This window comes from Oscillibacter ruminantium GH1 (assembly GCF_000307265.1).
Lineage (GTDB): Bacteria > Bacillota > Clostridia > Oscillospirales > Oscillospiraceae > Oscillibacter > Oscillibacter ruminantium.
The window spans coordinates 66,149-92,655 of the sequence record NZ_DF158901.1 but is presented as its reverse complement, the minus strand read 5'-3'; the positions used below and the strand labels follow the sequence as shown (position 1 = coordinate 92,655).

Here is a 26,507-nt window from a genome sequence, read left to right as displayed (position 1 = left end):
TCTGGGGCATCTGGGACCGGATGTTCCGGTTTTACCGCGTCCGGTTTTTCTTGCGCGGTTTTCTTCCTCTCCCAGAGCAGCGTTCACTCTCCTCACCGGCTGATGCCCAGCTCCTCCATCACTGCGTCTTCTCTGGCCCGCATCTGCGCTTTCATCGCGCCCTCGTCCATATGATCATATCCCAGCAGATGGAGCGTGGAATGGACCGCCAGATACGCCAGTTCCCGCCGCTTGGAGTGTCCGTACTCTCTGGCCTGAGCGGATACTCGCTCCATGGAGATCACCATGTCCCCCAGCGGAAGGAGGCCCGTGGAATCCAACAGGTCCCCGGCAGTCTCCGCCGTGGGCGGTTCGCCGGGCTTGAAGTCAAATTCCGGAAAACTCAAAACGTCTGTGGGCCGATCCACCCGCCTCATATCCAGATTAATTTGATGAATGCCCGCGTCGTTGGTCAAGAGCACGTCCACCTCGCAGGGCAAGGTCACGCCCTCCAGTCGGAGGGCGGTTTTGATGGCCTTGCGGAGCAGGGCGCAGGTGGGCTGGTTCGTCGCGCCCGGTACGTCGGCGGTGACGGGGAGATAATGTGTCTTTCTCATGCCCGTTTCCCCTTTCCGGCGGCCTTTGCATGGGCCGCCGCGTCCTTTTCATAGGCCTCCACAATCCGCTGGACCATGACGTGGCGCACCACGTCGGCGTTGGTCAGCTGGCAGATGCCAATCCCCTCCACATTTTGAAGCACCCGCATCGCCTCCTTTAGACCAGAGGTCTTGTCGGCAGGCAGGTCGATCTGGGTCACGTCGCCGGTGATGACGATTTTGGACCCAAAGCCAAGGCGGGTCAGGAACATTTTCATCTGTTCCCGGCTGGTGTTTTGCGCTTCATCCAGAATGATGAAGCTGTCGTCCAGCGTCCGGCCCCGCATATAGGCCAGCGGAGCCACCTCGATATTTCCCCGCTCCAGATATTTCTGGTACGTCTCCGCGCCCAGCATGTCAAAAAGCGCGTCATACAGCGGCCGGAGGTACGGGTCCACCTTGCTCTGCAAATCGCCGGGCAGAAAGCCCAGCCGCTCTCCTGCCTCTACCGCGGGACGGGTAAGAATGATGCGGTTGACCTGCTTGTCCCGAAACGCCGCCACCGCGGCGGCCACGGCGAGATAGGTCTTGCCGGTACCCGCCGGTCCAACGCCCACGGTGACGGTGTTTTTCAACACCGATTTCAAATACTGCTTCTGTCCGATGGTCTTGGGCTTCACGGGCCGGCCCTTGGCGGTGATGCACAGCACGTCGCCGGTCAGCTCCGCGATCTGCTCTTCTTTGCCGGCCCGGACAAGGGTCATCACATAGCGCACGTTCTGCTCCCCAATGGCCTCGCCCCGGGAAGAGAGGGTCAAAAGTCCCTGCACAGCCTTCACCGCCAGCATCACGTCCTCCGGCTCGCCCTCCACCCGCAGCTCGCCGTCTCGGTTCCCCACGGCCACGGAAAATTCCTGTTCCACCAGACGGATATTCTCGTCGAAGGACCCGAAAATATTGATCGCCTGTTCCAACCGTTCAATGCTGATTCGCTGTTCCAAAATACGACCACTCCTGTTTGCCGGTGAAACGGGGTGAACCCCCCGCCGTCCGGTTTCTGATGAATTTATCCCGCTGCCGGGAATCAGCCAACGCCGGCAATGCCGCGGCGCTTTGTAAAAGAGCATCCGGCGGAATCAGCCCGTCTCGGCTTCAAGGGCCGTCGTCTGCCCGATCTCCTCCACGCACTCGGCGGACAATGTCACGCGCAAAACGTCTCCATTCTGCCGGGATGAGACAAGGGTGGAACGGATTTCACCGTCCTCGCCCATCAACGCGGTCAGGTAGGCGGTCAGAACCGTTTTGCCCTCCGCCTCCGCCTCTGCGGCGGTGCGGGTGCGCGCAAGCAGCTCATAAGGACGATAGCTCTCTTTTTCCACGGTGACGGGCAGCGGCAATCCGAAAAGCTCCAACTGCTGTCTTGTCATTATTTTATCATAAGTTGCCCCAAAATAGCTACTGCTTCCATAGAATTTTATTCGCTGCTTTCCAAAAATCAGCGAGTAGCGCTCTTTTGCCTCCGTTTGGTCGCTTTTTTCCTGAATGGTCAAGGGAAAATCCGCGCTCAGACGATACCACGTCCGGGCGGTGACAAAGCCCTGCGCCGTGGTAATGCGCGCACCAAAGGTGTCCAAGTCCTCAATGCCGGAAATCAAAATCTGATCTTTTTCCACCGTATCGCCCATGAGAATGCATTTTTTGCCCAAAAACGCCTGTACCCGCAGCACCAGTCCGTCCCGCCGGGCCGTCACGTTACAGGGGGCGCGGCGGTTCAGTAGCTCCGGCGCAGGCACCCGCTCCCGCACCTGCACATAGGCCCGGCAGCCGGAGACGTTCACCGTCAGCCAGCTCAATTCGGGAATTTCCAACAGAATGTGGTTGCGCAAATCCTCGCCGTCGATGGAAAAGCCGAAGGTTCCAAAGCCCACGCCGTTTTCCTCCAGCGCCCGCAATATTTTCTCCTCCGGAACGGTCACCGCGCCGTCCACCGTGATATCCCAGATGAAGAAGGAACCGAAAAACAGCGCCAAGGCGCACCCCACCAGACAGGCCGCCAACGCCTGCCTCCGCCGGAGCTTGCCAAGCGCAAAGGGTGCGCCCTCCCGTTTTTGTACATGGAGCGTGCAGTCCAAATTTCGGGTCAAAAGGCGCAGAAGATGAAAATCCCGCCGGGTGAGCACGCAGAAAAACGCCGTGGAGCTCTCCCACCGCACGTCCCGCAGCTCCAGCTTCCGCTGGGCGCAGAGGTTCATGATCCGCTCTGGAAATGTACTCTCTATCCGCAGCCGCACCTGCCCCCGCAGGCGGTTTACCAGTTCTTCAAGCATCTGTCCTCACCCACTCCACCGCATCCACGATCCCGCCGATCCGCAGTTCTTCTCCCGTCATAGCCTCCAGCGTCAGCTTGCGTCCCCGGACCCGCAGAATTCCGCAGGGCGTGTTCACGTCGATCTGCTGATCGCTGTATGATAAAATTCCGCTGTGGTGTTCCAAAAACAGCCGCCGGTCGCCGATCATTTCCATATGGCACAATCCCGCCACCACGTCGCCGGGGAGGTCGAACAGCTCCGCCAGCTCTGTCAGCGGCGTGTCCCGCCGCTTGCGTTTTTCCATCGTCTCACCTCGCTCAACTGTATGAAGACAGGTGGGAAAACTTGCCTGTGAGCGCCGCTTTTTCACTGCGCCTGCAGGCATGACCATCCCCACCGGCGCATAGGGTATCCCGAGGGGGCGGTGAGGTGAAAAGGAAAACGGTTTTGTGCCTGCTGGCGGCGCTCGGGCTGGCGGCGCTGCTGGCAAACGCGGAGGGTGTGCGCCAAAACGTGAGCGAGGCGCTGACTCTGTGCGGGGAAACGGTCATTCCCTCCCAGTTTCTTTTCCTCACCGCCAGCTCTCTGCTGGTGTCGCTTGGCGTGGGGGAGGTACTGGCCCCCCGGCTGGAATTTTTGATGTGGCCGCTGTTCCGGGTGGACGGCGCGGGAGCCACGGCGCTGATTCTGGGCCTTGTGGGCGGCTATCCCATCGGCGCGCGGACGGCAGCGGAACTGTATCGGGAAAACCTGGTCAGCGAGGCAGAGGCGGAGCGGCTGCTGGCATTTTGCAACACGGCAAACCCCGCCTTTCTCATCAGCGTTCTGGGCGCGGGCGTGTTCCACAGTGTCCGGGTGGGGGTCTGGCTGTGGCTGATCCATGTGCTGTCCGCCCTTTTGACGGGAATCTTGTTCCGAGGAGGGGCCACGGTGCGCGCGAAGCCACGGCAGCGGTTTGTCTCCCGCGCCGTGCCGCTGACCACGGCGTTTGTGAGCGCGGTGCGGGGGGCGCTGTCGTCCATGTTGAACATCTGCGCCTTTGTCACCGTATTCTATGTGCTGGCCCAGCCTTTGCGGAACCTGACCGGCTTTGTGGGCGCGGCGGCGGTGGGTTTCTTGGAGCTGTTCTCCGTCATTCCGCTGGTTCCTAACAGCTCTGCCGGATTTGTACTGGCGTCGGTGCTGGCGGGCTGGGGCGGAGTGTCGGTGCTGTTCCAAACCTTGGCGGTGCTGGCAGACAGCGGCCTTTCCACCCGAAACTGCCTGTTGGGCAAAGCTGTCCAGTCCGGGCTGTCGGGCGGGCTTGCTTTGCTTGTGGTTGGATATGTTATGGGGTAAAAATCATGCTTCGTCATGGGGGCCGCGCCTTGCGCGGCTCCCATGCTTTTTGTATGCTCATGGGAGATCGCTTATCCGCACGGTCTTTTTTCATAATCATTATACAGAATATCTGTATTTCAGATAAATAAAAATATCTTGTTTTAAGATACATATACTTTTATCAGGTGATAAAAAATGCGGAATGAAATTTTGAAATACGAGCGCATTCGCAGCCTTCGAATCGACCGGGGACTGACGCAGGAGGCGGTTGCGGAAGTGCTGCATGTGAAGCAAAATACGTATTCTCAATACGAGATCGGTGTGTTGAATTATCCGCTGGACGTGGTTGTCCGTCTCGCGGAATATTATGGCGTCAGCGTGGACTATCTGGTCGGCCTGACCAGCGAAATGACGCCCTATCCCCGGAGGCAGAGAGAAAAATGAACGGCTTTCATGCGATTTTAGACCTGCTCTTCCCTCAAAAATGTCCCTTCTGCGGCCGGGTCGCGGATGGGGCAGGCATCTGCCCCGCCTGTGAACGCTCCCTGCCATGGGCCGAGGGGGATGCCGGGCTCCGCACCGGACCGGACGGACTTTGCTGCGCTGCGCCCCTCCTTTATGAGGGTGCGGTGCGGACCGCTTTGCTGCGCCTGAAATTTCAAGGCGGGACCCATCTGGCCCGTCCGCTGGGAGAACTAGTCTGCCGGTGCGCCGCAGAGCGGTTTGCCGGAGAGTTTGATGTGGTGACTTGGGTTCCGGTGGGGCCGAAACGCTTGAAGGAGCGGGGTTTCGATCAAGCGCGGCTGCTGGCGCAGTCCGCATGCCGCCTGTGGGGAACCGCGCCGGAAAAACTGCTGGTGAAAAAAGTAAACACCCCGGCCCAGTCGGAGCTTGCAGACGCCGATGCGCGGCGGGCCAATGTTCTGGGTGTATACGCCCTCGCACCCGGCGCGGATGTGGCGGGGCGGCGCGTTCTGTTGATCGACGACATCTGTACCACCGGCTCCACCCTGACGGAATGCATCCGCACACTGAAAGGCGGCGCAGCGGAGCAGGTGGTCTGCGCGGCGGTGGCGCTGACATGCGCAAAACGAGACGTGTCATCCGGCAAAACACGTCCTCGGATTAACGGAGAAGAATGTTGAAAATTTTTCATTTTAACAGAATGTACTTGCAATCCCATAGGGCCGTCGGTATAATATATCCGTATGATTGTATGCGGTAAAAGCCGCTTCTCATAATTTTGAAGAATTCGGCAGAAAATACAGTAGAAAGAGCATGAGGTGGAGGCTATGTCCATGGCAAAAGATATCGGTATCGATCTTGGTACCGCTTCCGTTTTGGTATACGTCAAAGGCAAGGGAATTGTTCTGAACGAGCCCAGCGTGGTCGCGCTGGACAAAAACACCGGCAAGCTGCTTCAGGTTGGCGCGGATGCGCAGGCCATGCTGGGCCGTACCCCCGGCAACATCATCGCGATCCGTCCCCTGCGTGAAGGCGTTATTTCCGACTATGACATGACGGAGCGGATGCTCCGCGAGTTTATTCGGAAAGTGGCGGGCTTCTCCTTCTTCAAGCCCCGGGTCATCATCTGCATCCCCTCCGGTATCACCGAGGTGGAAGAGCGCGCCGTGATCGACGCGGGCATTCAGGCGGGTGCGCGAAAAGTATACCTGATTGAGGAGCCTGTGGCTGCGGCCATCGGCGCGGGCATTGACATCGCCAAGCCCGACGGACACATGGTGGTGGATATCGGCGGCGGCACCGCCGACATCGCGGTGATTTCCCTGAGCGGCGTGGTGGAATCCGCATCCATCAAGGTCGCAGGCGACCAGCTGAATGAGGCGGTCGTGAAGTATATGCGCCGCAAGCACAATCTGCTGGTGGGTGAGCGGACCGCCGAAGAGATGAAAATTAAGCTGGGCTGCGTGTTCCCCAAGGACGAGGAGGAAACGCTGGACGTAAAGGGCCGGTGTCTGTTGACGGGTCTTCCCAAGGTCATCACCGTCAGTTCCACGGAGATGATGGACGCTTTTGAGGAGCCGGTAGAGCGCATTATGGAGGCCATCCACTCCGTTTTGGAGCGGACGCCTCCCGAGCTGGTGGCGGATATTTCCACCAACGGCATTGTCATGACCGGCGGCGGCAGCTTGGTTTCCGGCTTTGACAAGCTGGTGGCGGCGCGGACAGGCATCCACACGGTGGTGGCAGAGGATGCGATCTCCTGCGTGGCTCTGGGCACCGGAAAGAGCTTGGATGCACTCAACAGCATGCAGGACGGCACGCAGAATCTGAGCCGTCGGCGGCAGATGAATTAAACGCAGAAAATCACGAAGGGCGGCCTCGAAATGGGGCCGCCCTTCGCTTGTTTATCCATAGAAACTCCGACATGCTTCTTTCGGAGCGAGTGTCAAATGCAGATGAAAAGAGAGGGCCTGCCAATGGCAGGCCCTCTCTTTCAAAAGATTTGCTTATTTTTCTTCCAGACCCGCTGTTCCGGTTTTTCTTGCGAAACCAGATTCTCTCTCGCCCAGAATGTGAACGTTCAGGTGGTTATAGGTCATCTCCACGCCCTTTTCCGCGAATGCGTCCCGCAGATTTTCCCCAAGGCTGAGATACACGCCCCAGTAATGCTCCGGCGTACACCAGCAGTATACGCTGTACTCGATGGCGCTGGACTGATAGTCCGTCAGGTAGACCGAGGGTGCGGGGTCCGTCAGCTGATCTCCCGTCCGCTCCAGCGCCAGGAGGCAAGCGGCTTTCACCGCTTGCGTGGGCGCGTCATAGGACGCGGTGACCTTTCGGCAGACCCGGCGGCGGCCAAGGGCCGTATAATTCGTCAGCTTGCTGGAAGACAGCGCCTTGTTGGGAACCAACACGGTCAGCCCCTCCGGGGTAATCAGTTTCGTGCGGTTCAGGGTGATTTCCTCCACTGTGCCGGAAACGCCGTCAGCCTCGATAAAATCCCCAATCACAAAGGGGCGGGAACTGAGCAGCACCAACCCGCCGGCCACATTGCCCAAAATATCCTCCGCCGCCAACGTAATGCCCAGAGATGCAACGCTTAAAAGCGCCACCAGCGAGGTGGCGTCTACATTCAGTGCGCCCAAGACAATAATGACCGCAATGGCATACAGCACCAGCCGCAGCGCCATCAGCAGATATTTCTGCACCCGGTCGTCCAGCTTTGTTCGTCGGATCAGGCTGCGCAGCAGCTTCATCACCACCCGAATCACCAGCAGACACACCAGCAACGTGACGACCGCAGAAAACAGCTCGCTGATGGTCAGCTTCATTCCAGGGATGGAGGTTTGCAAGAAAGCCTCAAATTCCTTCATAGCCCGCGTCCGTTATTTTTCAGCGCGGTCGGACTGAATCAGCAGCTTCAGCGCCTCCACGGCCACCTTGACGGAGGCGGTGGTATCTTCGCTCATCGTCTGATCCATGCCCGCCTTCTCCCGCTCCTGATTCCACACCACATGGAAGCAGGAGCCACACCGCACGCCCAGCGCCGCCGCCACCACAAAGATGGCCGCGGACTCCATCTCGCTGGCTTTCACGCCCAAACGCTTCCAGCTCTCCCACTTCTGCTGAAGCTCATAGTAAACCGGGGATTTGTCCGGGCTGTGCTGTCCGTAAAAGCTGTCCTTGCACTGGACAACGCCGGTATGGAGGGGATAGCCCAAATTCTTCGTGGCCTGCGCAAGGCAGCCGGTGATTCCGAAATCCGCCACGGCGGGGAACTCAATGGGCGCGTATTCCATGCTGGTATGTTCAAACCGGACGGCCCCCGTGGCCACCACGATGTCGCCGGACTTCACGTCCAGCGCAATCCCGCCGCAGGTACCGGTGCGGATGAAGGTATCCGCACCGCACTTTGTCAGCTCCTCCATGGCGATAGCGGCGGAAGGCCCGCCGATCCCCGTGGAGCAGACGGACACCTTCTCGCCCAAGAGCGTGCCGGTATAGGTGGTGTACTCCCGGTTTTGAGCCACCTTTTCCGCGTTGTCAAACAGCGCGGCAATGGCGGGAACGCGGCCCGGGTCCCCGGGCAGGATGCAGTAGCGGCCCACGTCTCCGGGGGCACACTGGATATGATACTGTTTCGGCAAATCATGCATACCGATCACCTCAAATCAGATTTCCCATTTCGGATAATGGAAGATTTTATTATATCAAATTTGCCAGCAAATTTCAATAGGTCAACCTATCGTGGGCGGGACTCATTTCATGGTCACAACCGTTACGCCGTCCTCGCCCTCGCCATAGACACCCAATCGGAAGGACTTCACCGCCTTGTTCCGCCGCAGCAGCGCGTGGACGGCTTTTCGCAGAGCGCCGGTTCCCTTTCCGTGGATAATGGTGACGGTTTCCAACCGGCCCATCACGGCGGCGGAGAGGAAATTTTCCACCACGCCCTCCGCCTCGATCGTCTCCATTCCCCGGATGTCCAGTTCGCTGGAGGCGGCGGTGCGCAGCAGCTGCGCCGCTCGGGACTGAATGGACACGGCAGGCTTTTTTTGCTGTTTCGGCTCCTCGATCAGCCGCACCTCACCCGCCTTCACGGTCATTTTCATCCGGCCCGCCTGCAGCTGGAGCGTACCGTCCTTTCCAACGGAAAGCACCTCCGCCCAAGTTTTCACGCCGGGAATCTCCACCTGATCTCCCTTTTGAATGGGGCGGCTGGGCTTGGGGATCGGCTCCGGGTCGAATTCCCGGCTGCGGAGCTTTTCTTCCGCCTCGTTCAGTCCCCGCCGAATGGCGGCCTGTGCCTCGTTGAGATTCTGGGCGGCATCCGCCCGGGCCTGCTGCTTGCGCAGCTCGGCCAATTCGTTCATGGTTGCGTCGGCGGCGTTTTTCGCGTCCCGCAGGATGCGGCGGGCGTCTGCCTCGCCCCGGCTGCGGGCATTGTCGCGGGCCCGCTCCATCTGGGTGCGGAACTCCCGCGCCTTGCGGGCGTCCTCTTCCCGCTGCTGGAAAAGGCGATCCGCCTCCAGCTGCTTTTTTTCAAGCGCCTGCCGCTTCTGCTCCAGCTGGGTGAGCACATCCTCAAACCGGACGCTGTCCCCGGCCATCTGGGCCTTGGCATCCTCCACCACATCGTCGGGCAAACCCAGACGCTTGGAGATGGCAAAGGCGTTGGACTTGCCGGGAATTCCGATCAAAAGCCGATAGGTGGGCTTCAGGCTCTCCACATCAAACTCGCAGGAGGCATTTTCCACCCCGGCAGTTGTCATGGCGAAGGTCTTCAGCTCCGCGTAGTGAGTGGTGGCAGCAATCTTCGCCCCGGTCGCCCGCACCCGCTGGATAATGGCGATGGCCAATGCCGCGCCCTCCACCGGGTCCGTTCCTGCGCCCAACTCGTCGAACAGCACCATCGTCCGCCGGTCCGTCTCCTCCAGAATCCGGACGATGCTGGTCATGTGGGAGGAAAACGTGGAGAGGCTCTGCTCAATACTCTGCTCATCTCCAATGTCCGCCAGCACCCGCTCGTATACGGAAATCTGGCTGCCGGACGCTGCGGGGATGTGAAGTCCGCACTGGGACATCAAGGTTAAAAGGCCCAGCGTCTTGAGGCTCACGGTCTTACCTCCCGTGTTGGGGCCGGTGATAACCAGCGTGTCAAAGCTGTCCCCCAGCTCAAGGTCGATGGGAACCGCTTTTGCCCGGTCCAGCAGCGGGTGGCGGGCCTTTCGCAGGACCACGGCCCCGTCCCGACGAACCTCTGGCCGGATGCCGTCCAACTTATAGGAAAGCTGCCCCTTGGCGAAAATCAAATCCAAGTGCACCAGCGCATCGTAGTCCCACTGGATGTCCTCCCGGTGGTTCGCCGCGTCGGCGGACAACTCCGCGAGAATCCGCTCGATCTCCTTTTTCTCCTTGGCCTCCAGTTCGATGTACTCGTTGTTGGCCTGCACCACACCCATCGGTTCCACAAACAGGGTCGCTCCGGTGGAGGACACATCATGGACCAGTCCCGGAAGCGCGCCCTTCTGCTCTGCTTTCACCGGCACCACAAACCGCCCGTCCCTCTGGGTGATGATGCTCTCCTGCAAAACCTTGCTGTAAGACGGGGATGAGATGATACGCTGCAAAACCTGACGGCTTTTCGCCTGCGCCGCACGCATCTTACGGCGGATGTCGTTCAACTCGGGGCTGGCGTTGTCCGAAATGGTATCCTCGTCCAAAATGACGGTCTTGATTTTCTCCTCTAGAAAACGATTGCCATGAAGGGATAAAAACAGGTGGTCGATGGCGGTTTTCTCTCCGGCGTCGCCGTTAAAATACTCCCGTGTCCGCCGGGCGGCAGTCAAAAGGCCCGCGATGGTCAGCAGCTCATGGGTATTCAATCCGCCGCCCCGGTCCGCCCGGTCCAAAGACTCCCGCACCGGTTTGAGGCCGGAAAAGGACGGACTGCCCCGCAGGCCGATCATCTCCCGGGCCGCGTCAGTCTGGTCCAGAAGCCGCAGAACCTCCTCCGGCTCCGTCTCCGGTGTCAGCGCCAGAGCGCGGCGCTTTGCCTCGTCGCTGACCGCTTGCTCCGCCAGCATCGCCAGCACCCGGGGCAACTCCAGCGTCCTCATGGATTTTTCAAATAATTCGCTCATAATCTATCCTTTTCGTATAAAACATCCGCAATTGTACAAAATGTATCACAAATTTGACAGGCTTTTGTAATAGTCCAACGTCCGAAAGCCCCGTTCCAACTGAACCGCCACATACCGCTCCGCCGCGGCGGAGAGTTGTTCCAGTGCCTCGCCCGTCAGGGCAAAGGCATAGAGCCGCTTGGGATCTCCATAGACAATATGCCGCAAGGCGGCTACCGCTTCCGGGCAAAGCGGCAAAGTCCCGCCCCGGCCCGGCCCGCTGCAGGCTGCGCAGCGCAAAACGCCCTGCACCGGGTCCAGGAATGCGTCTTTCATTTCCACCTCGCCGCACAAAGCGCATCCATCCGCCAGCGGTTCGTATCCCGAAAGGCATAGTAACTTCCATTCAAAGGCGAGCTTTGCCAGTTCCCGCGGCTTTTTCAGGGCATCCAGCGCATAGAGTCCGTTAAGCAGGTGACTCAAAAGCTCCGGCGCGGGAATCTCCGGGGAGGAGACAGCCTCCGTCAGTTCCGCAAAATAAAATCCAAGAGCCAGCGTCTCAAAATTCGTCCGCAGTCCGTCAAACAGGGCCAGCGTGGTTCCCTCGTTCAGATAGTACCACTCTCCCCGGTGGGTCAGGGTCATCTCACTGTAAGCCAGTGTCTGGCAGGCCGCTGTAAAGCGGCAGGACTTGCGCCGCGCTCCCTTGGCGATGACTGGGATTTTCCCGTGATCGGGCGTGAGAACGGTAAGAATTTTATCTGCCTCTTTCGTCTCCGTCTCCCGCAGCACCGCGCCCCGGGTCACCAGATCGCTCATGGGTTCTCCCCCTTCATGCGGAGGCGAGCGCCTCCATAAATTCCCGATACAACGCGTAGTATTCCGGCGCGCCGGTGACCCAGAACAGGGCCCAGCAAATTTCTTCAGTCATGTTCTATCACCTCTTCCGGTCAGTATGACCGATTTTGTCGAAAACATGGCTGGAAATGACTGTAATCTTCATAAGCAACCGTATCCTCGCCGTCTCCGACAGCGAGGCTGAATTTCAAACGCTTCGGCACAAGAACCGAAACGCGCGTACCATCAAAGTTCTGCGATGATTATAGCACAGGCGTAAAGCGTCGGCAAGTGTGGACATGTCCCGGGCAGGGCCAAAAAAACACCCGGACAGCGTCCGGGTGTACAGTTCGTCACATCTTGCAATTGTTCGCCCGACCCCGGCAAAATCCGGCGTGAAACGGCCTCATACGGACTGCTAATAGAAATCCTGCACCAATCGGCAATTGTTTGTCTTTGGCAAAGACAGCCGCGATGATACGCGCAAAAAAAGCTGTCGGGTCTGCAAGGGTTTAATTAGTAGCCCGTATCAGTTCTCGTCGGAGTGCTTACCCCCGTCATCGGGGCACAGGGCGTTGTCCAACAAGAAAAGAAGCTCCAACGTACTGCGGAACGACGTATCCCGTTTTCCCTCCAGCCACTGCACCGTCCCCTGCCAAGTGCTGTTCTGCCGAAACAGAATCCGCAGGCGGAACGTGGCCGACAGCCCCTTGTCGGGCGTAACGGCAGCCGGCTGAAGCGGTTCTTCCATCAGCGGCTGAAATTTGCGAAGGCAGGAAAACGTCTCGGGAAAACGAAGCTCATCCAACAGCGATTCCACTATCCGCAGAAGCTGGATCACACCGTAAAATTGGACCGCCCGTCCAAGGCTGGGATGTACCAGATGCCCCTCCGGAATCCGATTTTCGTACCTGTCCACGCAGATCAGGATGTCGCGGTATTCATTTTCCCAGTACCTTTTCTGCATCCGCTTCCCGACCTCCGCCCCAAACGTGTAAATTAAAGAATCAAAAACTAAGAGGTAGTATAACATACCGATTGGAAAAATCGGCTATATTTTTATGAATTTTCTTCTATTTCATGAAAATTTAGTATATCGACAAAATTTTGACAAATAATTGGGCAGTTTTTCGCAAATTCCTACTACACAGCTTGCTCATTCGCTTCCTTTTTCCAGCGCCTTGGTCAGCGCTTCCCGCAAGGGACGGACTTTTCCGGTCAAATTGTTTTTTTCTAAAATCTTCTTAATCTCCCCGGTGGTCTGAAGCATTTCCTCATGGAACCCGGCGGCGGAAACCCGCAGCGCGCCATGACCCAGAATGATGATCTGCTCCGCGCCGTCGGACGAAACCACCCGCACCCGGTGCTCCCGCCCGATCTGATACGTGGTCCGCTCGATATAAGCGTCCGCCGTCTCCGCTTCTTTTGTATAGACCACATGGATATTGTGGTACTTTTCCACTTTTTCAATTCCGCCCTTTACCTTATATGCGTCAAACACCACGATTACCTTGCACCGGCGAAAAGCCTGATAATTGCTCATCAGGTCACACAGCTCCCGGCGGGCAGCGTCCAAGTGCTCCGCAGCCACGGTTTTCAACTCGTCCCACGCAAAGATCACGTTGTAACCGTCCACCAGCAGATATTCCGGCCCGGCAGGCCGGGGAGCGGCCGCAGGCTCCGGCCGTGCAGACGACGCAGGCACCGGCTTTTGAAAAGCCCGGCGCTTCACCGGCCCGTAAGTCCGCTCAAAAATTGCCTGCAACTCCTTGTCCTGCTCCACCGTTCCGACGTAGGATGCGGAACGGGCCGCCGCGGGCGGCGATTGCTCGTCCAAAGGCCGCGCGCCAAGGTGCACTCCACTGTTCACATGGGCATGGGCTGGAACCTGATCCCATTTGACATTGTACCCCGCACCGTGAGCGCAAAAGACGGAATCCGCCGGGTTTTCCAAATCCCGCTCCGGGTCGTATCCCGCCGCGTCCACAACCGCCTCCTGATTCCGACAGGGGCGATAGCCGCCGGGGGCGCAGGTCAGCCGACCCCGTCCTCTGGTATAGGCGGTTACCTCTGCGGCATAGTCCCTCAAGGCCGAGGCGGGTGCGCTCCCGGTGAACAGAGCTTCCTCCCCCACCGTTTCCGGCGGCGCAAAATCCCCGCCCATGCGCTGCAAATCCGCCATGGCCCGGCCCGTCTGGGCGGTGGGCAGGGTCAATCGAAAGTCATACCAAGGCTCCAGCAGCACGCTTTGCGCCGACAGCAAGCCCTGTCGCAAAGCCCGCCATGCGGCCTGACGGAAATCGCCGCCCTCGGTGTGCTTTTCATGGGCGCGGCCCGCGATCAGCGTAATCTTCATATCCGTGACCGGCGAACCGGTGAGAACGCCGGGATGGCTCCGTCCCGCCAGCTGACTCAGCACCAGCCGCTGCCAGCCAAGAGCCAGCACGTCCTCCGAACAGGCAGAGGCAAACCGTAGCCCTGCGCCCCGTTCCAACGGCTCCAGCAACAGGTGCACCTCCGCATAGTGGCGCAGAGGCTCGAAATGCCCAATACCGATCACCGGGGCGGCAATCGTCTCCCGATAAACAATCGCGCCGGGTCCAAAGGCCACGTCCAGATCAAACCGCTCCTTTAAAAGCCGCTGCAAAATCTCCAGCTGAATCGTCCCCATCAGCTGGAGATTGATAGCTCCGGTCCGCTCCTGCCACGAGACATGCAGCTGGGGGTCCTCCTCCTCAATTTGACGCAGCTGCATCAGCGCCGTGTGGGGGTCGCAGCGGTCCGGCAAAAGCACCTGACAGGTCAGAGCCGGTTCCAGCATAGGGGGCGCGGATGCTTCTTCCTCGCCCAGCCCCTCGCCGCAGAAGGTGCGGGTCAATCCGGTGACGGCACAAACGGTCCCCGCCTCCGCCGCGTCAACGGCCCGGAATTTCGCTCCGGAATAGACGCGAATCTGATCCGCCTTCTCCTGCCAGTCCTCCCCATCTCGACTGCCGCAGAGCAGATCTTTCACCCGCAGCGTCCCGCCGGTGACCTTTAGATGGGTCAGCCGCGCGCCCTGCGGATCTCTTGAAATCTTATAGACCATCGCGCCAAAGGCGCTTCCATAGACCGGCGATGGTGCAAAGCGCCGCAATCCGTCCAGCAGCTCCTCCACCCCGCCCAGCCGCAGCGCCGCACCGAACAGGCAGGGAAACAGCTTCCGCTCCCCCACCAGCGCGGCAATCGTCTCGTCTTTCAGCTGGCCGCAGGCCAGATACTCCTCCATGGCCGCCTCACCGCAAAGGGCGATTTCCTCTCCCCGCTCCGCATCCGGCCCGGAGAAATCCACGCACCCGCCGTCCAAGCGGCTTTTCAGCTCCGCCAGCAGCGCGGAGCGGTCCGTCCCCGGCTGGTCCATCTTGTTGACGAACAGGAAGGTGGGCACTCCATACCGCGCCAGCAGCCGCCAAAGCGTCAGCGTGTGGCCCTGAACGCCGTCCGCACCGCTGACCACCAACACCGCGCAGTCCAGTACCCGGAGCGTCCGCTCCGCCTCGGAGGAAAAGTCCGCGTGGCCGGGGGTGTCCAGCAGCGTCAGCTCTAAACCGTCCAGCGGCAGCACCGCCTGCTTTGAAAAAATAGTGATGCCCCGCTCCCGCTCCAGCGCAAACGTATCCAAAAACGCGTCCCGGTGATCCACCCGTCCCAATTTGCGCAGCACCCCACCGGTATAGAGCAGTCCTTCGGTCAGCGTGGTCTTTCCCGCATCCACATGAGCCAATATCCCAATTGCCAATTTTTTCATTGTATTCCCCGCTCATCCCGTTCAAAATCCGTAAATTTTCCTCCAGTATAGCAGTCTTATGCCAGAAGGTCAAAAATAACATTTGCTTTTACCCAAATATTCACTATAATGTCACTTGTAGAAGTACGCGAAATGAACGGCGACTACCGCCAAAATACAACAGAGTGAAAATCGAGGATCAATATCTATGAAAATCATCATCGTGGGCGCCGGGAAAGTCGGGCTGGCGCTGGCGCAGCACTTGTCCACGGAGCACAGCGTAACCGTTATTGACGAGAACCCCCAGCTCCTTGACCACATCATCAACGTCTACGACTTGATGGGTGTGTGCGGCAACGGCGCCTGCGCCGACGTGCAGAAGGAGGCGGACGCGGGACGGACCAATCTCCTCATCGCCACCACCTCCAGCGACGAGATCAACATTTTGACCTGCCTTGTGGCAAAAACGCTGGGCGTTCAGCATACCATCGCCCGTATCCGCAACCCGGAATACGAAAAGCAGCTGCGGTATATGCGCGGCGAGCTGGGTCTTTCCATGTCCATCAATCCGGAGCGGGCCACCGCTCGGGAGATTGCCCGTGTCCTCCGGTTCCCCAACGCCATGAAGCTGGAGTCCTTTTCCAAGGGCCGGCTGGAGCTGGTGGAATACCGTCTGTCCGTCGGCAGTCCGCTCAACGGCGTGCTTCTCAGCGACCTTTATAAAAATCTGCGGGCAAGAGTTCTGGTCTGCGCCGTGGCCCGAAAGGATCAGACCATCATTCCCTCCGGCGACTTTGCCCTGCAGGACGGGGACACCATTTACATCACCGCGACTCCCCACGAACTGGAACAGTTTTTCCGGCATCTGGGAGAGTTTAAGGGCAAGGCATCCTCGGTCATGATCGTGGGCGCCAGCAAGCTGTGCTACTATTTGGCACAGGAGCTGACCGAAATGGGCATGACCGTCAAGATTATTGATCAGAATTCCGAACGCTCTACCCGCATGAGCGAGCTTTTGCCCAAGGCCCTTGTCATCACCGGCGACGGCACGGACAGCGAGCTTTTGCGGGAGGAAGGTCTGGAACGGACAGACGGCTTCGTGGCGATCACCGGCATGGACGAGGCAAACATTCTGATGGCGCTCAGTGTGACGCGGCAGTATCAAAACTGCAAGGTGGTGGCAAAGATCAACCGCCAGTCTCTGGTGGATTTGGTGTCCACCGAGAGCATGATCGGCAGTGTGGTTTCCACCGGCTCTGTCACCGCAGAGCTGATTTTACAGTACGTCCGCGCCATGCAAAACGCCTCCGGCTCTCAGGTTAAAACGCTGCACCGCCTGATTGGCGGCACGGTGGAGGCGCTGGAATTCGGCATCTGCCCCAATTCTCCCCTGATCGGCGTACCGCTGCGGGACTTGAAGCTCCGCTCCGGGATTCTGCTGGCGGGCATCGTCCGTCAAAATGGGAAGATTGTCATTCCCTCCGGATCGGATGCGATCAACGCCGGAGACGACGTGATCGTGGTCACCACCAGCACCTTGCGGGACATCCGCGACATTTTGCAGTAAAAAGGACAGATATCGTTGAATAGAAGAATGATTGCCTACATCCTCGGCAGAATTCTGCTGGTGGAGGCGGCGCTGCTTGCGCTGCCCATGCTGGTGGCGATTCTTTACAAGGAGTCGGCTGAACCGTTTTTGATCCCCATGCTGGCGCTCGTCCTCTGCGGCGTCCTGCTGGGGCGTATAACCCCTCGCACCCGGACACTCTATGCAAGAGACGGTCTGGCCATCGTGGCTCTGGCGTGGATCGTGATGTCCTTTTTCGGAGCCATGCCCTTTTATATTTCCCACTCCATGCCCACATTTGTGGACTGTTTTTTTGAAACCGTCTCCGGCTTTACCACCACGGGCGCCAGCATTTTAACGGAAATTGAGCATCTGAGCCAAGGAATTCTGTTCTGGCGCAGCTTTACCCACTGGGTAGGCGGCATGGGCGTTCTGGTATTTGTCATGGCAATTCTGCCCATGTCCGACGGACATGGGATGCATCTTTTGCGGGCGGAGGTTCCCGGCCCCGTGGTGGGCAAGCTGGTGAGCCGTCTGGGGGACACCGCCAAAATCCTGTACAGCATTTACCTTGTCATGACAGTGGTGGAAATCATTTTGCTTCTGCTTGGGGGGATGCCGCTGTTTGACGCCTGCATCCATGCCTTCGGCACCGCCGGCACCGGCGGCTTCAGCAGCCGCAACCTCAGCGTGGGGGCATACAACAGCCCCTATTTCGACATCGTGATCGGAATTTTCATGCTGCTGTTTGGTGTAAACTTTAATCTCTATTATTTCCTGCTTATCGGCAAGGTGCGGGACGTGCTGCGGTCTGAGGAACTGCGGGCCTATTTCCTGATCGTGGCGGCGTCCACCGTCACCATCGCCTGGAATATCACCCACCTGTTCGGCTCTTTTGCCACCGCCATGCGGTACTCCTTCTTTCAGGTGTCCTCCATCATCACCACCACCGGATACGCCACTGCGGACTTCAACCTCTGGCCAAGCTATTCCAAGGTGGTTCTGGTTCTTTTGATGTTCGTGGGAGCCTGCGCCGGTTCCACCGGCGGCGGCATCAAAGTTGCCCGCCTTGTGATTCTGGCAAAGATGTCCATCAGCGACATGCGCCAGATGCTTCACCCCAGCGCCGTGGCCACCGTGCGGGTGGAGGGCCGTCCGCTCAATGTCAAGCTCCTGCGCAGCACCCACATGTTTTTGGTGGTATATCTGCTGTTGATGGCCGGGTCTACCCTTCTTTTGAGTCTGGATGGGTTTGACCTTGTCACCACCTTCACCGCCGTGGTTTCCTGCATGAACAACATCGGGCCGGGTCTGGAACTGGTCGGCCCCATGGGGAACTTCTCGGCGTTCTCCCCGGCGGCCAAGCTCCTGCTGTCGTTCGACATGCTGGCCGGCAGACTGGAACTGTTCCCGATGCTGCTGTTGGGACCGTCCCTTTGGCGAAGACATAGTTTCCGCAGATAACGCACAGAAGGGCGGGGCTTCAGCCCCGCCCTTTTAATCAGAGAAAAAATCTTTGGAGAATTCGTCTTGTTTATGAAATCTGCCATTGACAAGCGCCGCTCTTTCCACTAAAATATACCGTTAGAGTATGCACAAACAAGGAGGTACACCATGGGTTTTCTGCTGGCTCGCGGCAGTGTTTTTTTGAACGGCGGTTTCCAGACGGCAGACGTTGCCGTTGAGAATGGCCGTATTGTTTCCATTTCTCCCTCCCTTCCCCGTGAGAATCGTTCCGTGATTGAAATTCAAGATTTGTTGATTGTTCCAGGTTTCGTCGATGTACATGTGCATCTTCGGGAGCCTGGATTTTCTTATAAGGAAACCTTCGCCTCCGGCACGGCGGCGGCCGCCGCCGGCGGCTATACCGCCGTGTGCCCCATGCCCAACCTGAAGCCGGTTCCGGACAGCTGTGAGACGCTGAAGCCGGAGCTGGACGCAATTGCCCGGGACGCAAAAATCCACGTTTATCCCTACGGGGCAATTACCGCCGGGGAACAGGGGCAGTTTCTTTCCGACATGGCGGAAATGGCCCCCCATGTGGCCGGTTTTTCCGACGATGGGCGGGGCGTGCAGTCCGACGAGATGATGCGCGCCGCCATGAAGGCGGCAAAGGCGCTGGACAAGCCCATTGTGGCCCACTGCGAGGTGAACGCCCTGTTAAAGCCCGGCGGCTGCATCCATGACGGCACGTGGGCCAAGGCCCACGGCTTTCCGGGCATTTCGTCGGAGAGCGAATGGCGGCAGGTGGAGCGGGATATCGGGCTGGTGCGGGAAACCGGGTGTCCATACCACGTCTGCCACATCTCCGCCAAAGAAAGCGTGGCGCTCATCCGCAGAGCCAAGGCCGAGGGCCTGCCCGTCACCTGCGAGACTGGGCCTCACTATCTGGTTTTGTGCGACGAGGATTTGCAAGACGAGGGCCGGTTCAAGATGAACCCGCCCCTGCGCTCCGCCGCCGACCGGGACGCTCTGCTGGAGGGCCTGCTGGACGGAACCATTGACTGCATCGCCACAGATCACGCCCCCCACTCCGCCGAGGAAAAGTCCAAGGGCCTGCAAGGCAGCGCCTTTGGCATCGTGGGACTTGAGACGGCGTTTTCCATTCTCTATACACAATTGGTTCAAACGGGTATCGTCCCACTGGAACTGCTTTTGGACCGGCTGTGCGTCCGACCCCGGAAGATTTTTGGTCTGCCGGGCGGCAAAATCGCCGAGGGCGCTCCCGCAGACCTGACCGTGCTGGATCTGAACCGGCCCCACACCATTAACAGCAGAAACTTCAACTCCATGGGCCGCGCCACGCCGTTTGACGGCTGGATGGTATCCGCCGCCGTGGCCGCCACTATCTGTAATGGAAAACTGGTTTACACCGACTTTCAACGGGAGGACACATGAAACAATCTCTCTTTACTCTGGAACATGCCCGCCAGCTGACGGCGGACACCTATGAGCTGGTGCTCTCCGGCGACGTCTCCGCCATCACCGCGCCGGGGCAGTTTGTCAACGTAGAACTGCCCGGCAGATTTCTCCGCCGCCCCATCAGCATCGCCAACTGGACGGAAGACGCGCTCCTCTTAATCGTCCGGGTGGTGGGCGAAGGAACACGGGAGCTGGTTCGTTCCGTCCCCGGCACGGAACTGGACACCCTTTCCGGCCTTGGCAGCGGGTTTGACTTGACCGACTGCCCGGAAAACCCCATCCTGATTGGCGGCGGCGTGGGTGCAGCCCCGCTGTTCGGCCTTGCCGGGCGGATGCGGGAGGTGGGTGTTACCCCTACGGTGGCGCTGGGCTTTCGCACGGCGGCAGACGCATTTTATCTGGAGGAATTCGCCCGTCTTGGCTGTCACCTTTTTATTGCCACGGAGGACGGGAGTCTCGGCACAAAGGGCTTTGTGACCGATTTGGTAAAAGCCTCCCCGGCGTGCACCGCCGCCTTCGTCTGCGGTCCCACACCCATGCTGAAAGCCGTCCACGCACTTCCCCAGCTGAAAAGCGGGCAGTATAGCTTTGAGGCCCGGATGGCCTGCGGCTTTGGCGCGTGCGTGGGCTGCACAATTCAGACAACGGGCGGCCCCCGCCGGGTCTGTAAGGACGGACCGGTGTTCCAAAAGGAGGAGATCGTATGGTGAACCTTGGTGTGACCTTAGCGGGCGTGGCGCTGAAGAACCCCGTTATCCCCGCCTCCGGCGCGTTTGGATACGGGCGGGAGTTTGCGGAGGTCTATGACCTTGACATCCTCGGCAGCTTTTCCTTTAAAGGAACCACCGCGCAGGCCCGGTTCGGCAATCCCCAGCCCCGCATCGCGGAGACTGCCTGCGGAATGCTGAACGCGGTGGGTCTGCAAAATCCGGGCATCGACGCTGTGATTGCCGAAGAACTGCCCAACATCGCCAAGCTTTTTCACGGCCCGGTGATCGCCAACATTGGCGGAAACACCGTGGAGGAATACGCCGAGAACTGCCGTAAACTGGACGCCTGCCCGCAGGTGGGCATCATCGAAGTGAATATCTCCTGTCCCAACGTCCACTGCGGCGGCAAGAACTTTGGCTCCGATTCCAAAAGCGCGGCGGAGGTAACGGCGGCGGTCAAGGCCGCCACAAAAAAGCCCGTCTTTCTCAAGCTCAGTCCCAATGTGACGGACATCGCGGAAATTGCCAAAGCCTGCGCGGACGCGGGGGCGGACGGCCTCTGCCTCATCAACACACTGCTGGGTATGCGCATTGATTTGAAGACCAAGCGCCCTCTGCTGGCCAACCGGACCGGGGGCCTGTCCGGCCCCGCTGTATTCCCGGTGGCGCTGCGGATGGTGTGGGACGTGTACGAAGCGGTGAAGCTGCCCATCATCGGCTGCGGCGGCATCAGTTCCGCCGAGGACGTATGCGAAATGATGCTGGCGGGAGCCAGCGCCGTGGAGATCGGGGCGGCAAACCTGAAAAACCCCGCCGCCTGCAAAACCATTATCGAAAAACTGCCCGCCGTCTGTGAGCGGCTGGGCGTAACCGAAATTTCTCAACTGACTGGAGGAGCGCACGCATGAATCAGGACGTCATCATTGCTCTGGACTTCCCCACGGGGGCGGAAACTCTTCAATTTTTGGACCATTTTCCCGCCGGGGAAAAGCCCTATGTAAAAATCGGCATGGAGCTTTTCTACGCCGAGGGACCGGACATGGTCCGGGCCATCAAGGCTCGGGGCCACAGAATTTTTCTGGATTTGAAGCTGCATGACATTCCCAACACCGTGAAGCGGGCCATGGCCTCCCTCTCCCGGCTGGACGTGGACATGGTGAATCTCCACGCCGCGGGCGCGTCGGAAATGATGCGCGCCGCGCTGGAGGGGCTCACCCGTCCGGACGGCTCCCGCCCGCTGCTGATCGCCGTTACCCAGCTGACCTCCACCAACGACGCGGCGCTGAAAAACGAGCTGCTGATCGACACACCCATGGCCGAAACCGTGATGACTTATGCGAAAAACGCCGCCGCTTCCGGTCTTGACGGCGTGGTCTGCTCCCCGCTGGAGGCGGCGGGGGTCAAGTCCGTCTGCGGCGAGAAGTTTGTCACCGTCACCCCCGGCATCCGCTTCGCGGACTCCGCCGCCGGAGATCAAAAGCGCATCATGACCCCCGAATTGGCTGGAAAATCCGGCTGTGATTATCTGGTGATGGGTCGGCCCATCACACAGGCAGAGGACCCCGTCGCCGCCTACCGGCGGGCGGTTCAGGATTTTCTCGGTTAATTTTCCGCCACTTCCCGCAGCCCTTTTGTGGGGACCCTATACACCTCTTGTCCGCAACTCAGTTTGTTATTAAAATCAAAGGAGATTGAACGATATGAGCATCGAACGCGAGATTGCCCACGACCTTTTGTCCATCGGCGCGGTATTTCTGCGCCCGGATGACCCCTTTACCTGGGCCAGCGGCATCCACAGCCCGATTTACTGCGACAACCGCCTGACCCTCACCGCTCCCACCGTCCGCACGGCGGTGGAAACCGGGCTGGTGGGCCTGATTCGTCAGCACTTTCCCGACGTGGAAGTTCTGATGGGCACCTCCACCGCCGGCATCGCCCACGCCGCCATCGTTGGCCATCTGATGGACCTTCCCATGGGCTATGTCCGCTCCGGGCACAAGGATCACGGCCGGGGCAACCAGATCGAAGGTCGGCTGGAAAAGGGGCAGAAGGTCGTGGTAGTGGAGGATTTGATCTCCACTGCGGGCAGCTGCATTGAAACCGTGGACGTTTTGCGCGAAGCCGGGGCACAGGTGCTGGGCGTGGCCTCCATCTTTACCTACGGGCTCCAAAAGGGCCTTGACCGGCTGGCCGCGGCGAACGTGGTCAATTTCAGTCTGAGTAATTTCGACGCAGTGTGCCAGGTTGCCGCCGAGGAGGGTAAAATTAAGACCGAGGATATTCAGCGCCTGAAAAAATTCCGCGCCAATCCCAGCGACGAGAGCTGGGCACGGGGCTGAACCCATTCACCGGAACGCACGAAGGGAGAACTTCTATGTCAAATCGTAATCTCATCGACATCACCGACCTGACCCTCGCCGAGATCGACGGGCTGATCGACACGGCGGAGGACATGATTGCAAACCCCGCGAAGTATCAGAGTGCCTGCGCCCACAAGCAGCTGGCAACGCTGTTTTTTGAGCCTTCCACCCGCACCCGCCTCAGCTTTGAATCCGCCATGCTGGCGCTGGGCGGCGGTGTTCTGGGCTTTTCCGAGGCCGCGTCCTCTTCCACCGCCAAGGGCGAAACCGTGGTGGACACTGTCCGCACCGTCAGCTGCTATGCCGACATCATCGCCATGCGCCACCCCAAAGAGGGCGCACCGTTCGCCGCTGCCCAGCGCAGCGAAGTGCCCATTATCAACGCCGGAGACGGCGGGCACAACCACCCCACCCAGACGCTGACGGACCTTTTGACCATCCATCGGGAAAAGGGACGGCTGGACGATTTCACCATCGGCTTCTGCGGCGACCTGAAGTTTGGCCGGACGGTTCACTCTCTGGTGAACGCCCTGAGCCGCCGGACGGGCATCAACTTCGTGTTTATCTCCCCGGAGGAGCTGAAACTGCCGCAATACCTGAAGGAAAGCGTGCTGGAGAAGAACCATCTCGCCTACCAGGAGACGGACTCTCTGGAAGACGCGATTCCCCGTCTTGACATTCTGTATATGACCCGCGTCCAGAAGGAGCGGTTTTTCAACGAGGCCGATTACGTCCGGCTGAAAGACACCTATGTTCTGGACCCGGAAAAGCTGATCCCCGCAAAAGAGGATCTGTGCATTCTGCACCCTCTGCCCCGTGTGAACGAGATCACCGTGGCGGTGGACAACGATCCCCGGGCCTGCTACTTCAGACAGGTGAAAAACGGCAAATATATCCGCATGGCCCTGATTATGCTGCTGCTGGGCCTGCGGGCGGAGTAAAGGAGGAACGCCATGAATATTGATAGCATTCAGGACGGTGTGGTTCTCGACCACATCAAGGCCGGAAAGTCCATGGACATCTATAAATATCTGCATCTGGATCAGCTGGACTGCTCCGTTGCCATCATCAAAAACGTCCGCAGCGGGCGGATGGGCAAAAAGGACATCATCAAGATCGACTCTCCTATGGAAGTGGATCTGGACGTGCTGGGCTACGTGGACCCGGACATCACCGTGAACGTCATCCGAAACGGAGCCCGGGTGGAAAAGAAGCATCTGGAACTTCCTCTCAAGCTGGTGAATATCATCCATTGTAAGAACCCCCGGTGCATCACGGCGGTGGAACCCCAGCTGGACGCCATCTTTTTATTGAGCGACCCGGAAAAGCACACCTATCGCTGTGCTTACTGTGATGCGGAGAAAAAGCGGAAAATCTAAAACTGCGTGCGGCAGGGCCGCGCCGGAAAAAGGAGCGCATGCTCATGAATCAGCAGTTCCAATCCGCATCGGCCGAAATCGCGCCGGAACTTGATCCCGCCGTCCCGGACAGGCCGGGAGCCGGAGCAGCCGCCGTCCCGGTGGAAGATTTCGCGCCGGTTGATCTCTCCGCTTCGGTCCCGCCGGAGGAAGCCTCCGCTTCCCGCTCCTTGACTCCCCGGCTGGCCATTGTGCTCATTTTGCTGCAAAGCGTGATTTATGGGTTCGGCGACCCCATCACCAAGGACGCCCTTTCCGTGACGCCGGTATACGCGCTGCTGTCCGTGCGGTATCTGCTGGCGCTGGCACTTTTATTCCTCTTCGGCGGAAAGCGGATTGTGGCAGGGATGCGGAACTGCCGCATCCGGGACTGGATTGGTCCCGCGCTGTGCATCGCCGTCGCCCATTTGACCGGCAATGTTGCCCTCCAATTCAGCGCAGCCACAAGCACGGCGTTTTTGCGCTCTCTTTCCACCGTGATGACGCCCCTGCTGGTTTTGGTTCTGTTCCGCCGGAAATACTCTCGGAAGCACATCCCCATTCAAATTCTCGTGGTGGTGGGACTGTATCTTCTCTGCGGGCTGGGCGGACTGACCGGCTTTGGCATCGGTGAGGTGCTGGCGCTGCTAACAGCGCTTTTGCTGGCGGGGTCTTTGGTTTTGGGGCAGGAATCGCTGGCCCGCATGGACGCACTGACGCTCTCCACCGTCCAGACCTTGGCGGCGGCAGTTCTGAGCGTGATCTTTGCCCTGTTTGTGGACGGCGGCTGGTCCTGCCTTTCCACCGCCACGCCTCAGGTCTGGGCTGTCATTGTCTATTTGGCTGTGACATGCACGATTGGCGGCTTTTTGCTGCAAAACGCGGCACTCACGGCCGTGTCCGCCCGGACGGTGGCCTTGGTCCAGTGCCTCTGCCCGGTGATGACCGCGCTGTTCTCCTTTTTTATGCTGGGAGAGCGCCTCAGCACCCCGGGGCTTGTGGGCGCAGTCCTCATTGTGGCCTGCGTGGCTGCCGAAAGCCTGCTTCCCGAGGATGGGCCTTGCAATCCGTGAAAAAATAGGTTAGAATCGAATACACCGCTAGGCCCTTCGCTCTTTGGCGAAGGGCCTAGCTTTCACCCTGTCCGGCGCCATCACGCCGGGAAATACCAACGATTGAAAGAGAGAGTCCCATGAGCGAGAAAAATGAGATCAGTGAAATAAGTGAAATCAGCGAAGCAAGCGCCGTCCGTGAAAAAAGCCGCAGTCTTCGGGGCATTGTATGCACCACGGTCGGCGGCGTCTGCTGGGGCGTTTCCGGCGCCTGCGGGCAATATCTGTTCGACTCCTGCGGCATTGCCCCTGTTTGGCTTGTCTGCGTGCGGATGCTGGTTGGCGGCATCGTGTTAACGCTGCTGGCCCTGCCCAAGCACGGACGAAGCCTGCTGGCCTTGGTCCGCCAGCCCCGTGATTTTGGAAAGCTGGTTCTGTTCGGCCTGTTCGGTCTGCTGCTGTGTCAGTTTGCGTATCTCACTTCCATTGGCTATACCAACGCCGGGACCACCACCGTCCTGCAAAACCTGAACCTCATCTTCATCATGCTCATTACCTGCATTCACGCCCGCAAACTGCCCGACCGGGTTCAGACCATTGCGCTGGTGCTGGCGCTGGCGGGAACCTTCATTCTGGCTACCGGCGGCGACCTGCGTCACATGTCCATCTCTCCGCAGGGCCTTTTCTGGGGTCTGCTCACCGCCGTGGCTGTGACGGTCTATACGCTTTTGCCCCGGCAGCTCGTCCAAACATGGGGCAAGGAGCTGGTCACCGGCGTGGGAATGCTGATCGGCGGTGTGTTTATCAATTTGGCCAGCCAAAGCTGGACTTTTTCCATCAGCCTCTCTTGGAAGGGCTGGCTTGCGGTGGGCGGCGCGGTAATTTTAGGGTCGATTGTGGCCTTTCCGCTGTTCATGCAGGGAATCGCAGACGTAGGCCCTGTGAAATCCTCCATGTTGGCGGCAACCGAACCGGTATCCGCCACGGTGTGCTCCGCCCTGTGGCTCCACACGGCGTTTTCGCTGGCGGATCTGATTGGTTTTGGACTGATTCTTATTACAATTTTCCTTCTGGCACGGGAGGATTCAGAAAGTTAACGGGAAAG

At 59.1% G+C, this 26,507-nt stretch carries 25 protein-coding genes; 15 read left to right on the top strand and 10 right to left on the bottom strand.

The genetic code is table 11. The features are described 5' to 3' along the window. Positions 1-92: 92 nt before the first annotated feature. The 4 genes from ybeY to ON16_RS14105 all read right to left on the bottom strand — a co-directional run bounded on the left by ybeY (position 93) and on the right by ON16_RS14105 (position 3,188). Positions 93-596: an rRNA maturation RNase YbeY gene (ybeY, locus tag ON16_RS14120; RefSeq protein ID WP_040664017.1), complete on the bottom strand. Its 504-nt coding sequence runs from the start codon at positions 594-596 to the stop codon at positions 93-95. Beyond that, positions 593-1,579 carry a PhoH family protein gene (locus tag ON16_RS14115; RefSeq protein ID WP_040664297.1) on the bottom strand — a complete coding sequence of 329 codons (987 nt, stop codon included), beginning with the start codon at positions 1,577-1,579 and terminating at the stop codon, positions 593-595. Before ON16_RS14115 ends, ybeY begins: the two co-directional genes overlap by 4 nt. Before the next feature lie 132 nt (positions 1,580-1,711). After that, positions 1,712-2,902, bottom strand: a complete 1,191-nt coding sequence (locus ON16_RS14110) for a sporulation protein YqfD (protein ID WP_040664014.1) — start codon at positions 2,900-2,902, stop codon at positions 1,712-1,714. Continuing rightward, complete coding sequence (locus tag ON16_RS14105) at positions 2,895-3,188, bottom strand: YabP/YqfC family sporulation protein (protein WP_040664011.1); 294 nt, start codon at positions 3,186-3,188, stop codon at positions 2,895-2,897. The genes ON16_RS14110 and ON16_RS14105 overlap by 8 nt, the downstream gene beginning before the upstream one ends. 125 nt (positions 3,189-3,313) lie before the next feature. On the opposite strand from ON16_RS14105, the gene ON16_RS14100 reads away from it, so the two are divergent. The 4 genes from ON16_RS14100 to ON16_RS14085 all read left to right on the top strand — a co-directional run bounded on the left by ON16_RS14100 (position 3,314) and on the right by ON16_RS14085 (position 6,522). After that, positions 3,314-4,222 (top strand): nucleoside recognition domain-containing protein, encoded by a 909-nt coding sequence (locus tag ON16_RS14100; protein WP_040664008.1) that lies wholly within the window; start codon positions 3,314-3,316, stop codon positions 4,220-4,222. Positions 4,223-4,399: 177 nt separating this feature from the next. Beyond that, the gene (locus ON16_RS14095) at positions 4,400-4,648 is read left to right on the top strand and encodes a helix-turn-helix domain-containing protein (protein WP_040664005.1); all 249 of its coding nucleotides are present in this window, start codon (positions 4,400-4,402) and stop codon (positions 4,646-4,648) included. Next, a complete protein-coding gene (locus tag ON16_RS14090) occupies positions 4,645-5,349 on the top strand; it encodes a ComF family protein (RefSeq protein ID WP_051131799.1) in 705 nt (234 codons plus the stop codon). The genes ON16_RS14095 and ON16_RS14090 overlap by 4 nt, the downstream gene beginning before the upstream one ends. Before the next feature lie 147 nt (positions 5,350-5,496). Continuing rightward, on the top strand, positions 5,497-6,522 hold the full coding sequence (locus tag ON16_RS14085) for a rod shape-determining protein (protein ID WP_040664003.1): 1,026 nt from the start codon (positions 5,497-5,499) through the stop codon (positions 6,520-6,522). Between the two features lie 153 nt (positions 6,523-6,675). Here ON16_RS14085 and ON16_RS14080 read toward each other — a convergent pair whose 3' ends face one another. From ON16_RS14080 to ON16_RS14055, 6 genes are all read right to left on the bottom strand, one after another. Then, positions 6,676-7,542: a mechanosensitive ion channel family protein gene (locus ON16_RS14080; RefSeq protein WP_051131798.1), complete on the bottom strand. Its 867-nt coding sequence runs from the start codon at positions 7,540-7,542 to the stop codon at positions 6,676-6,678. Positions 7,543-7,554: 12 nt separating this feature from the next. Beyond that, on the bottom strand, positions 7,555-8,325 hold the full coding sequence (udp, locus tag ON16_RS14075) for a uridine phosphorylase (protein WP_040664001.1): 771 nt from the start codon (positions 8,323-8,325) through the stop codon (positions 7,555-7,557). Between the two features lie 102 nt (positions 8,326-8,427). Then, positions 8,428-10,812: an endonuclease MutS2 gene (locus ON16_RS14070; protein WP_040663999.1), complete on the bottom strand. Its 2,385-nt coding sequence runs from the start codon at positions 10,810-10,812 to the stop codon at positions 8,428-8,430. A gap of 45 nt (positions 10,813-10,857) precedes the next feature. Continuing rightward, positions 10,858-11,610: a DNA repair protein RecO gene (gene recO, locus ON16_RS14065; RefSeq protein ID WP_040663996.1), complete on the bottom strand. Its 753-nt coding sequence runs from the start codon at positions 11,608-11,610 to the stop codon at positions 10,858-10,860. A gap of 547 nt (positions 11,611-12,157) precedes the next feature. Further along, positions 12,158-12,595 carry a hypothetical protein gene (locus tag ON16_RS14060; protein WP_040663994.1) on the bottom strand — a complete coding sequence of 146 codons (438 nt, stop codon included), beginning with the start codon at positions 12,593-12,595 and terminating at the stop codon, positions 12,158-12,160. Between the two features lie 189 nt (positions 12,596-12,784). Then, positions 12,785-15,415, bottom strand: a complete 2,631-nt coding sequence (locus ON16_RS14055; protein WP_040663991.1) for a translation factor GTPase family protein — start codon at positions 15,413-15,415, stop codon at positions 12,785-12,787. Between the two features lie 187 nt (positions 15,416-15,602). Here ON16_RS14055 and trkA point away from each other — a divergent pair, with 187 nt between their 5' ends. The 11 genes from trkA to ON16_RS14000 all read left to right on the top strand — a co-directional run bounded on the left by trkA (position 15,603) and on the right by ON16_RS14000 (position 26,499). After that, positions 15,603-16,961 (top strand): Trk system potassium transporter TrkA, encoded by a 1,359-nt coding sequence (gene trkA, locus ON16_RS14050; protein WP_040663989.1) that lies wholly within the window; start codon positions 15,603-15,605, stop codon positions 16,959-16,961. Between the two features lie 15 nt (positions 16,962-16,976). Beyond that, positions 16,977-18,425 (top strand): TrkH family potassium uptake protein, encoded by a 1,449-nt coding sequence (locus ON16_RS14045; RefSeq protein ID WP_040663987.1) that lies wholly within the window; start codon positions 16,977-16,979, stop codon positions 18,423-18,425. Positions 18,426-18,575: 150 nt separating this feature from the next. Beyond that, a complete protein-coding gene (locus tag ON16_RS14040; protein ID WP_040663984.1) occupies positions 18,576-19,859 on the top strand; it encodes a dihydroorotase in 1,284 nt (427 codons plus the stop codon). Continuing rightward, positions 19,856-20,593 carry a dihydroorotate dehydrogenase electron transfer subunit gene (locus ON16_RS14035; RefSeq protein ID WP_040663983.1) on the top strand — a complete coding sequence of 246 codons (738 nt, stop codon included), beginning with the start codon at positions 19,856-19,858 and terminating at the stop codon, positions 20,591-20,593. Before ON16_RS14040 ends, ON16_RS14035 begins: the two co-directional genes overlap by 4 nt. Then, complete coding sequence (locus tag ON16_RS14030) at positions 20,587-21,501, top strand: dihydroorotate dehydrogenase (protein ID WP_040663981.1); 915 nt, start codon at positions 20,587-20,589, stop codon at positions 21,499-21,501. Before ON16_RS14035 ends, ON16_RS14030 begins: the two co-directional genes overlap by 7 nt. Further along, entirely contained in the window at positions 21,498-22,199 is a 702-nt protein-coding gene (gene pyrF / locus ON16_RS14025) for an orotidine-5'-phosphate decarboxylase (RefSeq protein ID WP_040663979.1), read from the top strand. Before ON16_RS14030 ends, pyrF begins: the two co-directional genes overlap by 4 nt. 94 nt (positions 22,200-22,293) lie before the next feature. Further along, positions 22,294-22,932 (top strand): orotate phosphoribosyltransferase, encoded by a 639-nt coding sequence (gene pyrE, locus ON16_RS14020; protein WP_274531958.1) that lies wholly within the window; start codon positions 22,294-22,296, stop codon positions 22,930-22,932. 35 nt (positions 22,933-22,967) lie between these two features. Beyond that, positions 22,968-23,894, top strand: a complete 927-nt coding sequence (pyrB, locus tag ON16_RS14015) for an aspartate carbamoyltransferase (protein WP_040663977.1) — start codon at positions 22,968-22,970, stop codon at positions 23,892-23,894. Positions 23,895-23,906: 12 nt separating this feature from the next. Next, on the top strand, positions 23,907-24,332 hold the full coding sequence (locus ON16_RS14010; protein WP_040663975.1) for an aspartate carbamoyltransferase regulatory subunit: 426 nt from the start codon (positions 23,907-23,909) through the stop codon (positions 24,330-24,332). Between the two features lie 44 nt (positions 24,333-24,376). Continuing rightward, entirely contained in the window at positions 24,377-25,423 is a 1,047-nt protein-coding gene (locus tag ON16_RS14005; protein WP_051131797.1) for a DMT family transporter, read from the top strand. A 119-nt stretch (positions 25,424-25,542) separates the two neighbouring features. Beyond that, positions 25,543-26,499 carry a DMT family transporter gene (locus ON16_RS14000; protein ID WP_040663973.1) on the top strand — a complete coding sequence of 319 codons (957 nt, stop codon included), beginning with the start codon at positions 25,543-25,545 and terminating at the stop codon, positions 26,497-26,499. Positions 26,500-26,507: the final 8 nt, after the last annotated feature.